11 protein-coding genes and 1 pseudogene are annotated in these 14,428 nt (G+C 54.3%); 4 read left to right on the forward strand and 8 right to left on the reverse strand.

The features are described 5' to 3' along the window. Positions 1 to 1,041: a magnesium and cobalt transport protein CorA gene (locus LB462_RS09045; protein ID WP_224507069.1), complete on the reverse strand. Its 1,041-nt coding sequence runs from the start codon at positions 1,039 to 1,041 to the stop codon at positions 1 to 3. Between the two features lie 221 nt (positions 1,042 to 1,262). Between LB462_RS09045 and LB462_RS09050 the strand changes: the two genes are divergently transcribed. Together LB462_RS09050 and LB462_RS09055 are read left to right on the forward strand one after the other, a co-directional pair. Next, complete coding sequence (locus tag LB462_RS09050; protein WP_224507070.1) at positions 1,263 to 1,757, forward strand: NUDIX hydrolase; 495 nt, start codon at positions 1,263 to 1,265, stop codon at positions 1,755 to 1,757. A gap of 633 nt (positions 1,758 to 2,390) precedes the next feature. After that, positions 2,391 to 6,188 carry a vitamin B12-dependent ribonucleotide reductase gene (locus tag LB462_RS09055; protein WP_224507072.1) on the forward strand — a complete coding sequence of 1,266 codons (3,798 nt, stop codon included), beginning with the start codon at positions 2,391 to 2,393 and terminating at the stop codon, positions 6,186 to 6,188. 707 nt (positions 6,189 to 6,895) lie between these two features. Here LB462_RS09055 and LB462_RS09060 read toward each other — a convergent pair. The 5 genes and pseudogenes from LB462_RS09060 to LB462_RS31415 all read right to left on the reverse strand — a co-directional run. Continuing rightward, entirely contained in the window at positions 6,896 to 7,846 is a 951-nt protein-coding gene (locus LB462_RS09060) for a sulfotransferase family 2 domain-containing protein (protein WP_224507074.1), read from the reverse strand. A gap of 37 nt (positions 7,847 to 7,883) precedes the next feature. After that, positions 7,884 to 8,924: an HlyD family secretion protein gene (locus tag LB462_RS09065; protein WP_224507076.1), complete on the reverse strand. Its 1,041-nt coding sequence runs from the start codon at positions 8,922 to 8,924 to the stop codon at positions 7,884 to 7,886. Between the two features lie 4 nt (positions 8,925 to 8,928). Further along, complete coding sequence (locus LB462_RS09070; protein ID WP_224507138.1) at positions 8,929 to 10,446, reverse strand: MFS transporter; 1,518 nt, start codon at positions 10,444 to 10,446, stop codon at positions 8,929 to 8,931. 470 nt (positions 10,447 to 10,916) lie between these two features. Beyond that, positions 10,917 to 11,933, reverse strand: coding sequence for an Lnb N-terminal periplasmic domain-containing protein (locus LB462_RS09075; RefSeq protein ID WP_224507078.1), 1,017 nt, complete (start codon positions 11,931 to 11,933; stop codon positions 10,917 to 10,919). Positions 11,934 to 12,037: 104 nt separating this feature from the next. Further along, positions 12,038 to 12,229 (reverse strand): annotated as a pseudogene (locus LB462_RS31415) (transporter); the annotation flags it as partial. A gap of 270 nt (positions 12,230 to 12,499) precedes the next feature. Between LB462_RS31415 and LB462_RS09085 the strand changes: the two are divergent. Together LB462_RS09085 and LB462_RS31420 are read left to right on the forward strand one after the other, a co-directional pair. Continuing rightward, on the forward strand, positions 12,500 to 12,769 hold the full coding sequence (locus LB462_RS09085; protein WP_112532657.1) for a hypothetical protein: 270 nt from the start codon (positions 12,500 to 12,502) through the stop codon (positions 12,767 to 12,769). 244 nt (positions 12,770 to 13,013) lie between these two features. Then, positions 13,014 to 13,208: a BBE domain-containing protein gene (locus LB462_RS31420; RefSeq protein ID WP_224507083.1), complete on the forward strand. Its 195-nt coding sequence runs from the start codon at positions 13,014 to 13,016 to the stop codon at positions 13,206 to 13,208. A 174-nt stretch (positions 13,209 to 13,382) separates the two neighbouring features. On the opposite strand, the gene LB462_RS09095 is transcribed toward LB462_RS31420, so the two are convergent. Both LB462_RS09095 and LB462_RS09100 read right to left on the reverse strand, forming a co-directional pair. Further along, the gene (locus LB462_RS09095; RefSeq protein ID WP_224507085.1) at positions 13,383 to 13,823 is read right to left on the reverse strand and encodes a YybH family protein; all 441 of its coding nucleotides are present in this window, start codon (positions 13,821 to 13,823) and stop codon (positions 13,383 to 13,385) included. 174 nt (positions 13,824 to 13,997) lie between these two features. After that, positions 13,998 to 14,261: a hypothetical protein gene (locus LB462_RS09100; protein ID WP_224507087.1), complete on the reverse strand. Its 264-nt coding sequence runs from the start codon at positions 14,259 to 14,261 to the stop codon at positions 13,998 to 14,000. Positions 14,262 to 14,428: the final 167 nt, after the last annotated feature.

Genomic DNA, 14,428 nt, shown 5'->3' on the forward strand with positions numbered 1-14,428 from the left:
CTAAAGCCAGCCGCTCTTGCGGAACCGCCAATATAGAGTCAAGCACACAAGTCCGATCGCTCCCAACACCCAGTAATACCCATGGGGAGAATCAAGCTCTGGCATGTGCTTGAAATTCATGCCGTATATGCCGGCGATAGCTGTCGGCACAGCCAGTATCGCCGCCCAAGAGGCCAAGCGCTTGGAAATCACGGTTTCCTGACTTTGGCCAACGAGTAAGCTCGCTTCAAACGCAAAGGCTAAAACCTCACGCAAACCATCGATCTTCTCCTGAACAGTGCGGACGTGATCGGTGACATCTCTGAAATGGGGCTGCATCGCTGTCTGGATCTGCGGCAGATCCGTATTGCTTAATCGTCCACACACGTCGACAAGCGGTCCAATCGCGTTACGCAGGCGCAAAAGATCCCGGCGCAGCATGTACAGGCGTTCGATATCGCTGCTGGTCATAGGTTTCGCGAGTACACGGTCCTCGATCGATTCCACTTCATCATGGATTGCTTCCAGCACCGGCATGTAATTGTCGACGATAAAATCCAGAATTGCGTAGAGGATGAAATCTTCACCTTTTGCCAGTGCATAAGGTGACGTCTCCCAATGCTGCCGCACGGCCGCATACGACGTCGACGCTCCGTGGCGAACGCTCACGATATATCCTTTACCAAGGAAAACATGCGTTTCACCAAACTCTACACGGCCATTGATCAGTTGTGCCGTTCGCGCCACGATAAAAATTGCGTCACCATACTGCTCGAGCTTTGGACGCTGATGAGCGTGTTCCGCATCCTCAATAGCCAAGCTATGCAGGCCGAACTGCTTTTGAACCCGGTGCAGAAGTTTGCCGTCCGGCTCTAACAACCCGATCCAGACCACGTGTCCTTCCCTATGAGTCCACGTTCCAGCTTCATCGATCGAGATATCTGCAATGCGTTTGCCATTGGCGTAAACGCATGACGCTACGATACTAACGTTTTCATCCTCTGGTGAGCTTGCAGCACCGAAAGGCGGAGCCTCTTCAAACGAGGATCTGGAAGATGTCATTGTCCCTCCCATTGTAGTTTCGCACAGGTTATCCTTTGTGGCCCAACCTTTCCAGTTATCCGTTGGTCGGGCTCTCGCGGCATCCGCTGGAAATTTCGATCTATTTTTTTTTGCACTGCTGTTCAAAAAAATGTCATAAGTCGCATATAAGCAGCAAACTGTAGCCAAAGAACGATTGCGGATTATTCGAATCGGTTCACACTTGCTGAAAATAAGCTGGAATGAGCGGAACATTGAACGTAACCTATCTAAACGAAATCGTATCGGACAAGCGGATCGAAATGCCGGATGGCAGGATCTGCCAGGTCGCTGCACTCGTTTATCGCCGCAAGAAAAATCGACCTGAGATCTTGTTGATTACGAGCCGAGGAACCGGCCGCTGGGTTCTGCCCAAGGGTTGGCCACAGGTCGGCAAGACGTTTGCACAGTCCGCGCAAAGGGAGGCCTATGAAGAAGCAGGCGTGCGCGGCGACGTGGCGCCCTTTTCTATCGGTACATACACGTACGAAAAACACGATGTGTGTGATGGTGAATCCGGCGATTTCATCGTTGATGTTTTTCCTATGCATTTTTCGCACCAGGAAAAGAATTGGCCTGAGCGCGGCGAACGTCGGCTCGATTGGGTAAGCGTCAACGAGGCTGCCCAACGGGTGGAAGAACCCGGGCTGAAAAACCTTCTTGCAAGCTTTGATCTTGGGGCTTTAGCCGATCACTGAGCGCCGCGACGCTTACAGTGCGCTTGCATCTCATTCAAATTTTCCAGTGTGATGGCCTTTCCCCAGAAACTTTACACGTCGCTAGCCGGCAAAAATTTCTTTAGGTTTCTCCCCGTTATCCACATATGTGACACACAAGATATTGCGGTCACAATTATGTAAAAAACTATGACTTGACGCTTGCACGCGAGTCATTTTTTATGGTGAACGGCGTTGCGTTAGTGGCGTGACCGGAGTGTCTGTAGCCGGCCTTTTTCCAGTTTATCCAGTGTTTACCAGAGCTTGCACTCCAGCGCGCGTGCAAGGGATGGATCACGTCTGGACGGAAAAAACGCCTGCGCGCAAGTGATTATTTTGTTGGGTAAATGGCCAATTAACACTATATTTAGTGTTTACAGGCAGAATATTTACCAGATAGTGTGACAGTCCTTAAGGGGTAAGAATCACACAACAGGCGTCAAAATTAGGGCCACCAAGCCCGGAAATGACGCGGGGAACCGCGTCGATCAAGGGCGAAGGTGTAGCAGCCGGTTTCAGGGGCTGGAATCGGTTAGGGCGGAATTGTGTCCATTCGCGCACAACTCTTCACATGGCGCCTGATGGATACTATATATAGAGACAAGGACGAGAAAGATGCGGATCGAACGGCGTTTTACCAAAGAGAATCAATCAGCCTATGCGGAGATCGAATTTCGTGTAGCAACGAGTGAGATCAAGAACCCGGACGGATCAATCGTTTTCCGTCTGGAGAATATCGATGTTCCGGCCCAGTTCAGTCAGGTGGCCGCAGATATTCTTGCACAGAAGTATTTTCGCAAGGCCGGTGTGCCTGCCAAGCTGAAGAAGGTTGAAGAAAACTCTGTTCCTTCATGGCTGTGGCGTTCCGTTGCCGATGAAGAAGCCTTGGCTGCTTTGCCTACCGAGGAGCGCTACGGCTCGGAAATGGACGCGCGCCAGGTCTTCGATCGTCTTGCCGGCACCTGGACCTATTGGGGCTGGAAGGGCAAGTATTTCGATAGCGAAGCCGATGCCCTCGCCTTCCGCGATGAACTTGCCTACATGCTCGCCACCCAGCGCGTCGCGCCTAATTCGCCGCAATGGTTCAATACGGGCTTGCACTGGGCCTATGGTATCGATGGTCCCGGTCAGGGCCACTATTATGTCGATCCGGACACCGGCAAGCTGACCAAGTCCAAATCTTCTTATGAACATCCGCAACCGCATGCTTGCTTCATCCAGTCTGTCGCGGACGATCTGGTCAATGAAGGCGGCATCATGGACCTTTGGGTTCGCGAAGCGCGCCTGTTCAAATATGGCTCCGGCACAGGTTCAAACTTTTCCTTCCTGCGCGGCGAAGGCGAAAAACTGTCTGGTGGCGGTCGTTCCTCCGGCCTCATGTCCTTCCTGAAAATTGGTGATCGCGCTGCCGGCGCTATAAAGTCAGGCGGCACGACACGCCGTGCCGCCAAGATGGTCGTCGTTGACGTGGATCACCCTGATATCGAGGAATATATCGATTGGAAGGTAAAGGAAGAGCAGAAGGTTGCAGCTCTCGTCACCGGTTCCAAGATCGTCAAGCAGCACCTCGCTGCTATTATGAAGGCTTGTGTCAATTGCGAAGCCGATAATGGCGACTGCTACGAGCCAACCAAAAATCCAGCGCTGAAGCGTGAGATCAAAGCTGCCAAGAAAAATCAGGTTCCTGAGAATTATATCCAGCGCGTCATCCAGTTTGCCAAGCAAGGCTACACGGACATCGACTTCAAGACCTATGATACCGACTGGGATTCAGAAGCCTATCTGACAGTGGCCGGTCAGAACTCCAATAATTCGGTTTCGCTCAAGGACGAATTCCTGCGCGCCGTCGAAAATGACGGCAACTGGAACCTGACCGCCCGCAAGGACGGCAGGGTAATGAAAACGTTGAAGGCGCGCGATCTTTGGGAAAAGATCGGTTATGCCGCTTGGGCATCGGCTGATCCAGGCTTGCACTTCAACACCACGATGAATGATTGGCACACCTGCCCGGCTGCCGGTCCGATCCGCGCGTCCAACCCGTGCTCGGAATATATGTTCCTGGACGATACGGCTTGCAATCTCGCCTCGATCAACCTCCTGACCTATCGCGGCAAGGACGGCAAGATCGATGTCGCGGGCTTTGAGCATTCGGCGCGACTGTGGACGATCGTTCTTGAGATTTCGGTGATGATGGCGCAATTCCCCTCCAAGGAAATCGCCAAGCTCTCCTATGAGTATCGCACGCTGGGTTTGGGTTACGCCAATATTGGTGGCCTGCTGATGACTTCGGGTATCCCCTATGACAGCCCCGAAGGCCGCGCGATTGGCGGTGCACTCACTGCGATTATGACCGGCACCGCTTATGCAACATCCGCCGAGATGGCCAAGGAGCTTGGTGCGTTCAATGGCTATGCTCCGAATGCTGCCAACATGCTGCGCGTCATCCGCAACCATCGCCGTGCCGCGCATGGCGAAAACCAGGGCTATGAAGGCCTCGCTGTAAATCCTGTCGCTTTGATAGCGGCTGACTGCCCGGATCAGGATCTGATCACGCATGCAAAGGCAGCATGGGACAAGGCACTGAAGCTTGGCGAAAAGCATGGTTACCGTAACGCGCAAGCTACAGTTATCGCGCCGACAGGTACGATCGGCCTCGTCATGGACTGCGATACGACAGGCATCGAGCCAGACTTTGCGCTGGTCAAGTTCAAGAAGCTCGCTGGTGGCGGCTACTTCAAGATCATCAATCGTGCCGTGCCGGAAGCTCTACGCACACTGGGCTACTCGGAAAGCCAGATCGCCGAGATCGAGGCCTATGCTGTTGGTCATGGTAATCTCAACCAGGCGCCCGGCATCAACCCCGGTTCGCTGAAGGCCAAAGGCTTTACGGATGAGATTATCGCGACGCTCAACACGGCCTTGAAGTCGGCCTTTGACATCAAATTCGCGGTCAATAAGTGGACGATTGGCGAAGACTTTGCGAAGAATGTTCTCGGTTTCACCGACGAGCAGCTCAACGACATTTCCTTCGAAATCCTGCCGGCACTCGGCTTCTCCAAGAAGGAAATCGAAGCCGCCAACATCCACATTTGCGGTGCGATGACACTTGAAGGTGCCCCCTTCCTCAAGGAAGAGCATTACCCGGTTTTCGATTGCGCCAATCCTTGCGGCAAGATCGGCAAGCGTTATCTTTCCGTTGACAGCCACATCCGCATGATGGCCGCCGCCCAGCCCTTCATCTCCGGCGCGATCTCCAAGACCATCAACATGGCGAACGAAGCAACCGTCGAGGATTGCAAGTCCGCTTATATGCTCTCCTGGAAGCTGGCACTGAAAGCCAATGCCCTCTACCGCGATGGCTCCAAGCTCTCACAGCCGCTCAATTCTTCGTTGCTCGCCGATGATGACGAGGATGAAGACGATGCAATCGAGGCGCTGATCGAAGCGCCAGCAGCTGCCCGTGCCGTTCAGGTCACCGAAAAGATCGTAGAACGTATTGTCGAACGCTATGTCCATGATCGTGAGAAGTTGCCGAACCGCCGCAAGGGTTATACCCAGAAGGCAGTCGTTGGCGGTCACAAGGTCTATCTGCGGACGGGTGAGTTCGATGATGGCCGTCTCGGCGAAATTTTCATCGACATGCACAAGGAAGGCGCTGCCTTCCGGGCAATGATGAACAACTTCGCCATCGCCATCTCGCTGGGGCTGCAATACGGCGTGCCGCTGGAGGAATATGTAGAGGCTTTCACCTTCACGAAATTCGAACCGGCAGGCATGGTTCAGGGCAATGATGCGATCAAGAACGCTACGTCGATCCTTGACTACCTGTTCCGCGAACTGGCTGTCTCCTATCTCGATCGTCACGACCTCGCCCATGTCGACCAGTCGGATTTTTCCAACACCTCGCTTGGCCGCGGTATTTCCGAAGGCAAGGCGGAACCGGTCTCCAAGGGTCTGACACGCGGTGCTTCGCTGAAGGTGGTTTCGCCCAACAAGGCTGATCCCAAGGGTTTTAGCAGCGCAGGGGGAACAGGCGCCGTTAACGCGCCGAAGGCAACTGCGTCATCAAATGTCACGACCCTCGCCAGCCGCACTGTAACTGCGATCGCTGCAAAACCAACGATTGCAGTGGTCAGCCAGGAATCGACAGCCTTCAAGCGCGACTATGAGGAGCGTGCAAAGGATCAGGCAGAAGCAACTCCGGCCTCTGCCCTGTTCGAGGACACGGATGCAGAAGCTGCGGCTGAGGAAGCCAAAGCCGAAGCAAAGAAGGTGATGTCGGATCGCCGCATCAAATCGATGATGCAGGGCTATACGGGCGACAGCTGCTCGGAATGCTCGAACTTCACGATGGTTCGTAATGGGACGTGCTTGAAGTGCGACACATGCGGAAATACATCCGGGTGCTCGTGAGCATGCCGACTTGGGTTTTGGGGCTGGATTCGTATTGTAGCATGCCGAGTTGGTGCAGATTCTTGATTTGCGGCTTCTCATAGGGGTGCAACGCTGGAAAAGCGGCGGGCGAGCGCTCTCGTTCAAAAGGGCCGAAGCGAGCCCGTCACGATCCGGTAATGCTTCCGGTTTCGCTCCCAGGACCCGACCGCCAGGTCGGGCTTGTAGCGCTCGAAGCTGGCCGTAAACGGTAGAGACATGTGTTACAGCCCTGGGTGGTATGGAACGGGACACGATCGAAGTGCGAAAATTGTGGGAACACAAAGTAGCTCAAGATGGCCTCACGGCAAATATAAAGGGTCGGCAAAGTTGATCCAAATGTCCCGGCTCAGCCTGATTTAGAATGGTCAAAAGGCCCGGCGCTAAGCGTTTGGGCCTTTTGACTTGGCTATCAGAGACCGAGCAACGACATCCCAAAGAGGACGACAGACCCGTGCAGTTTGAAGTCGCTGAGCTGTGCCGACATCGTAAAGGCCATTGCTGGAGTAGTCTTCCGCTTTGCTTCCCAACCACCTGGAAGGTGTTGTCGGTAAGCCCATACCTTCCGCCTGAGTCCTGCGGCTGCCGGCATCGACAACTGCAAGAATTCCCATCGTCCGCATCTTTCAGGCAGCTGTCGCAGCCTTGCATGACGGCCTGCTTAAAAGATAATTCCGAACTGAGCTTCTTCAATCATCAAAGCGATAGCCGAAGTGATCAATTTCCCGTTCGCAACATCGACGCACGACATTGCGTGTCTCAGCATCATAGAATTCGCGGAAATCATACTTCTGAGCCACCTTGGCAGAACCGAGCTTCGGATTAGAGATATTGAGCTGATCACACAATGAATTGAAATCTGTTGAAAGGGTCTCGTAGCGCCCTACGAAATCAACCGCTACGGTATCACCGATGGTGTAAATCGGCCACGAATCAACAAGATGATGCCAAGCCGCAAACGAACCCACCCCCTCAACCATGTTCCGTACAAAAACAGAAAATGGCTCGCGGGTCGCTAGGGACTTCCGTGTCAGGTAAACGTACATCGAAACCATTTTTTTGTAGGGATTGCGGATGAATGTGAACTTATAGTGTTTCCCCCAAGCATTCTCATCGAACGATCGAACTTGTTCCGCGCTCGGATGGTCGACGATGGGACCGAAATGCCTATGATATCGTTTAGTCTGCAAGCAAAGTGCACGCTTCGACCATTTTGGGTTTATTGCCAGCGCCGCGGGTATGCTTGAAAGACGTTGAGACCGCAGAGCATCGAGACGCGCCCTCAAATTCGGGACAACGCCGATTTCCACGCGCTCTTTGTCCGAGCCCAACATAATGTCGAACGGTCCAAGAATCGGGACAAGAGCCATTTTAATCGAACTGCCTGCCGTCTTTGGGCAATGAAGAAAGGTGAACTTGTGTCGATATGAGATAATCACGGCGCTTTTCCCCAAGAGCAAAAATCTATAATTTTCCGAATCGTAGACGATGCCCCTGCTCCGCTCAGAGACCTCCAACACAATCGCCAACTTCTCAGACGCAAAAGTCGGGATTAGGTGGCAGCGACCACCAATATGGTCATATGTTATTGATTCTACATGAAAATCCTCTTTTGCCTGATGCCGCTGCTGACGGGCCAATTGAGGCGGAATTCTAAATGCGAGGTCTGAATTGCTTTTAGTTTTCCTTAGGTTCGGTTCTAACCACCACTGACATTCCTGGCACCAGCTGCTTAGCGAGTTCCTGGTCGGAGTCGATTGCAATGCGGACTGAAATACGCTGTGCGACCTTGGTGAAATTGCCAGTCGCGTTGTCTGGCCTGATTATGCTGAATTCGGACCCTGCCGCTGGTGCAAAGGCCTCGACATGCCCCGTCATTCGCCTGCGGTCTAGAGCGTCGACGGTGAAACTAACGCGTTGACCGAGCGTAATGTTGGTCAGTTGGGTTTCCTTGAAGTTGGCAATTACCCATACGTCCGGTGGAACGATCGCCATCAATTGCGTTCCCGCGGTAACATATTGACCGAGCTTCACCCCAACTTCACCAAGTGTGCCATCGCGAGGAGCAAGAATTCTCGTATTGGCAAGATCGATCTCGGCCAGCTTCACCGCCGCTTCTGCGCCTGCGACGGCCGCCTCCAAGGAGCCGCGGCTGACTTTGATTGTCTCAAGATCCTGCCGCGACACTTCGAGGGCGGCCTTGGCTTGCAATTCCAGGGACTGTGCCTGTTGCTTGGCGCTTTCGCTCTGATCGGCATCGCTCTTGCTCATGACGCCCCGGCGCGCCAAGGGATCGATTCTCGCCCAATCGGCCTGGGCCTGATGTGAGACGGCGGTAGCGCTGTCAAGCTGCGCCTGGCTTGAGGCGATGCGCGCTTCGGCCGCTCGTTGTTGCTGGGCCGAATTGTCCAGCGCAGCCTGTTCACTAGCCAGTGTCGCTTTGGCCTGATCGAGTTTCTGGGCAAAAATCCGATCGTCGATCCGTGCCAGAAGCTGCCCTTCCTTGACCTGGTGGTAGTCCTGGACCGCCACCTCTACGATATAACCGCTGAGCTGCGGACTGATCAGGGTGACGTAGCCTCTGACATAGGCATTTTCCGTCGTCTCGACATTGCTGCGAAATGGCGGCAATCGCCAGGCATAGAGAACAATAACCAGGCCTGAGATACCGACGGCGATTGCGATCAACGTTGCGAAATAGCGGCGATAACTGGACATACCCTCAACTTATTGGAACGGTTGCTGGGGAATGTCGGCGAGCGAGAAGCGCTCGGGTAGACGTATGTGCTAAAAGCATGACAAGAGCACCAAAAGATATTCCGGCAATTAGCAGGAAAGCGTCGTTAAAGGCGAGGATATTTGCTTGGCGCGTGATCTGTTGGGACAACAACGCGATTCCTTCGGCTTTGAGCAAGGCCTTGTCGGCAATCATCCCACCATACGCGTCGGCCAGTTTCGATGCGCGCTCGGCCACCATGGGATCGAAGGGAACGATCCTTTCAGCCAATATGTTTGAGTGAAACTTCTCGCGGATCGTAATGAACGAGCCGAAAACAGCCTGGCCGAGGAGCCCGCCTAGGCTCTGCGTCGACAGGAAGACGATGATGAAGCTCAGTATGTAGTTGGGTCCGCGCTTCAGCGCCGCAGTCAATCCGATCGACATGGCCGGCGGCAAGAACAGGGCGGTTGCCGCTGCGATCAGCGCTTGGCTGACATACATTTCCGGAGGGCGGGTAAGATAGGTCGCTTGGCTGTCCATATAGGATCCTATGATCAGAAAAATCAGCGCGACAGCGTGAATTGCAGGAACGCGTTCCGGCGTCATGACTGCGGCGCACGACAATCCTGCAGCAATCATTGATACCATCATGACGACATAGAGCTTCCACAGTTGGTCGTTCATCAGGCCGAGATTCTGGAAAAAGCTTGTGGCGATGGTCGACTGCTCGGAGACGGCCAGCCGAAAGAGAAGGATCGTTCCGGCAAGATGCAGGATCTCCTTGCTGGCGATCCATCGTATGTCGAGGAGGGGTCTTTCGCGATTGAGTTCAATCACCACGGCTATCGTTATCGTCACAATGGCGATCGCGAGCAGAACTCCAAGCCAGGCTGCTTCCCTCCACCAGTAGAGGCGGCCCGTGACCAGAACGACGGCCGTACACCCAAAACCAATGGCGATCAGCACGTAGCTCACAACGTCCATCTTTTCGATCACCTTGGCACGCGGAATGGGCGTCAGCGGAAGGAGGTAGATCACTCCAAACGAGACGAGCGCTAACGACACTTCGAACATGTAGAGACCTTGCCACTGGCCGATATCGAGTAAGGTCGGCGACAGCAGTCGCGCCATCGGAGCTGCAAGCGAGATATTGGTGAGCACCAGGCAAACCCCGATCGTCCGTTTTCGAGATGGCGGAAATGCCTCCAGCATATAGAGAAAGGCGAGGCTCGACAGCGGAGCAGCCGCAATGCCGCTGACAAAGCGAATGATGATCGCGGATTGCAGATCAATGACAAAAAGATGCAACAGCGAAACCAATACAAATATGGCGATGCTCAGTTCGGCGAAATTCCGGAGACCGTATTGGTTCCGGATCTTGATCAGTGCAACCGAAAGGCTGACGTTGGGAGCCATATACGCAGCGATCAGCCAAGTCGCTTCGACATTTGTGGCACCAAGATAGCCTTGAATTTGCGGGATATTGGTCGCGACCAAATTCATGCCGAGTCCTTGTGTCATCGACAAAAGAGTTGATGCAGCGATATAGGCGGCAGATCGGAGCGCATTGATAGGTGGGTCGGCGACTGGCGATGCATCGGTGACGGTCTGTACCTTCGCCCGATTTATGTTGTTTGGGGTGTATCCGACAAACTCCGCCTCGGGGATCATGAAGTAACCCTCTCGATACGATGACATTATTTTCGGGCAAGTCTAAAGCACCTGTGCGCGTCTTCAACGTCTGTTCCCGCAAGAAGAGTGACTGAAGAGAGTGCTGACTACCGCCGCATTGCGCAAATCCTCCCTGTTTAGGAATTGCAATGTGACTGAAGACTCAGTTAGGTAACAGTACGTTACGGTTACAGGCAGCTGCAACAGCAGAGCTTCGCGGTGGTAGCCCCAATAAACTCGATTTCACACGCGTTGCATGCCCTGTTGCGGTATTCGAACCCGCCAGCAAAGGGAGGCGTTGCGAATTTCCAGTATCGGTCTCATTGTCTTTGCGGTGCAGATGGAGATGGCACATCCAGCCTGATGAGCCGGGAGAAGTCCGGCCTGAGACCTGCTACCTTGGCCCGCTCGGCGATATGGGCGCGTCGGCGCAAATCCGCGAGCGGCAGACTGGTGTCGAGTGCGCCGCGCTCATAGGCGTATTCTGGAAGATAGCCATTGACGATCAGTCGCCAGTCGAATGGAACCACATCACCGACGGCCCGCATCATCTTGACGATGGTCGTCGTGCAGTTGGTCGTGATTGAATTGTAGAATTCCGGCGTCGTGGAAAGTGCATTGGCATCCTGAACATACTCAAGCAGCAGCGCGCGGGCCGCTTCCGGAGACGCTCTGAGGCGATATATCTGGACATCTTCGCCGCGAAAGTTCGATCTCACCCCGACTACATCGCGCTCATCCGACGCTATAATCACCAGCGGATCGCTCTTGAAGAGATCGGCAACAGGCGAAAACGCGCCCCCGACGCGACGCCTCACCTCCACCGACCAGGCAATATAGTCGCCGCCCTCGAAGCCGAAGCTTAGAATAACATGGGCGATGTTGGGATTTCCCCATTGTGACAAGAAGAGGTCAGCCGTCCGAAGCTTGCTCAGATTATAGGTCCGCGTCACCCAGCGTTCGGTGAAATCCGTTTTGCTGCGCCATTCGAAGTCGCGGACGTTGTTCAGCGTCAAGACATCGCCGTTACGCGTCCCCGTCACCTGACGCGCCACCTCCGGTGCCCAGTCCGCATGTTCCAGCGGCTTGATCGTGCTCCACCATGTCAGCAGCAAGACAAAACACAATAGAAACAGGAGCAGCAACCAGTTCCTGAGCTTCGTGAAGATGGCGACTATAGTTGCGAGGCCAAAAACACCATACAAGAAAGCAGTTGCAACTCTTGCCGATGGACGCACAGGTAGCTGGTACCAAAGTGCTCCCACAGCCCATGCCGTGGCAACAAGGATGATTGAAGCCAGAATGCCGGCAACCAGCAAACGCCCTATAAGTCGCATTGCCCGCTACTTGATCCTGTCGAGTTGCTTGTCCATGGCTTTGCCAACAGGCACGCGGCTCCCCCCGCTGAATGCGCCATGATCAAGGTGCCGGATCCAAAATAGCGGTCGCCGTCGCAGGGGCCGTAACCGCTGTCGTAGTTGCCCCGGCATGGCACGCTGATCAGCGACGCAATGGGATTAGACAGCTTCTCGGCAAGGTCTTCGCTTGAGTCCTGTGCCCAAGCGGCACGATTCCTCCCTAGCAGCGAGAGCACAGCGACCGGGATCGAGAGCCAGTTCCTGACCATATCCATGTTCGATTTCCCCCACTATATTGTAACACTGCGGGACGGTGCGCGCCACCGACGCTCAATGAGTGACCTAGTGCTGTTGCGGTGCCAACCAACCCGCTTGACATGATTACATCGTACCGACGGCCGTAGGTGAGTAGGCTGGGAATATATTACGCGACCTTTGGGTGTCAGTCCTGGCACAAGGCAAACAATTTATCGTACGCGGTCAGTATCTACTAATGTATTGGCAAAGCAGAAACAAAAATCATCGTTCGAAAGTGGAGATCCCGGATGGAGATTGATTTAGGCGAAGTGCTCGATCCATTTCGCAGGCACGTCATCGACATCAAAGATGCACTTGCTCATGCTCGTTATCGCTACGATGGGCTCGATTTGATTTTGGAGACGGTCTCGGACCCCAAGGTACGCGGTGCCTCACAGGAAATCTTTGCCCTGGCGGGTGAAAAGATGAATGTCGTTGATGATATGCTAGACGAACTCTATCGGCAGCTTTCTGACGTCGATCGTATGCTAGAAGCTTACGCGTCAAAACGAGAGTGACGGCGACGACATCGATGTTGGCCGCCAACATAGGGCACAACACTGTTCAGATTTCTGATGCTCCTCAATGACCGCTTTGGGCCAGCCGTCCTTCGGAGATGACCTATGCTTCGATCTGGAAATTTGGTGGTGCCGTGCAACGCGTTGCCGCCGATGCCACTGCTTTTGGTGATCGATCCATGCCCTGCATGCTCAGCCTCGATGCGATCTGGTCCAACACCGACGACGACGATGCCAACATCAGTTGGGTTCGCGACGTCTGGCGAGACATGCAACGGCATTCCACGGGCCGGATGTACCTCAACTTCCCCGGACTTGGGAGGGCGACAATCTCGTTCGGGATGCATACGGTGCGGAAACCTATGCACGGCTTCAGGAAGTCAAAAGGACTTATGATCCTCATAACCTGTTCCACATAAACCAAAATATTCAGCCGTAATGCGATCGCTCCACGGCCAATTGCGCCGATCCGAACCATTGTCTTCTAACTCGGGCTGATGACCGCGAAATTTTTCCGAGCCGACGGAAGGCTGGCCGCGTTAGCACGCTGCCAGCAGACCGTATCCAATCTCAGAACGTGGCATTCATCCGTTTATCGGGCCGCAAAATGTCGTCAATTGAAGGTGTGCACGCTGAGTTTCAGGCTTCCGTCAGCCTGTTTCTCAAAAACATGGGTGGCTACTCCACCCCAGGGCTGGTCAGCGCCTTTTGCGTCTTTGCCTTTGGCCGACCATTTCGCTGCGCCGACCATCATGTCGCCATCGCCTTGCGCCTCGATCAGCTCAAGCTTGTGACCTGTCACGCCCATGCCGAAGAGTCCGCTAAAGAATTTCTCAACCCCGGCAGGCCCCTTGATAACATCATGGCTGGCAGGCAAGAACATGGCGTCGTCGGTGTAAAACGCCGCAAGCGCTTTGGCATCCGCTTTATTGAACGCTGCGTCCCAGGCAGTGTAGGCCGCCTTCACATCGGTGTCCGGGTCAGCCTTGGCCGGCGTCAACGCGAAGAGGCAAAGGCAAATCACGATGAAGATTGAACTCAGCAGTCTAATCATGTCATCCTCCCAATAATTCTAGCGGCAAAAATGCCACTCCAAACGATACGCCGCAGCGGTGGTAAACATCCATTTTGGCGTTGAAATGGACGGAAGTTGCAAAGCACCAGAACGAGCTCTCTGCCAATTGTAACGGCGCATCGACGCCCGCAATAGCGGGACCGCCGTGCGGTTTCACTGGACTTTGAGGCTGACTACCGCGTTTTCGAGTGTATCACAGACGAAAGTGGCACCGCCCGTGACCTTGCCCTCGACCTTCACCCGATTACCCCGCCTGTTGAAAGTCATAGTCGGAGCGGCGGACGCGGGCTTGAGGTTTTGTTTTGCAAGCGCAGCAGTACACGCGGCAAGAGTGCGATTTTTCTCAGAACTGGCCTGCGCGCTGGTGGCCAGCAAAACGGCTGCCAAGGGCACCGCGGCGATCAGGTACTTTTTCATAAATCCCCCTACCGTTTGCAAATTTTAAATGAACTAGCATCCGGCTGTGCCGGAACCAGCGGTGTTTGAGCAAGGAGGGCGGTTGGCTCCGCTTGCACCAGAGTCTCCGTGGTTGCCGTTTTTCCCGCTACCGCTTCCTCCTTTCCCACCGCCACCTTTGCCGCCCC

Origin of the sequence: Phyllobacterium chamaecytisi, assembly GCF_020164455.1 — a bacterium.
Classification (GTDB): Bacteria; Pseudomonadota; Alphaproteobacteria; order Rhizobiales; family Rhizobiaceae; genus Phyllobacterium; species Phyllobacterium chamaecytisi.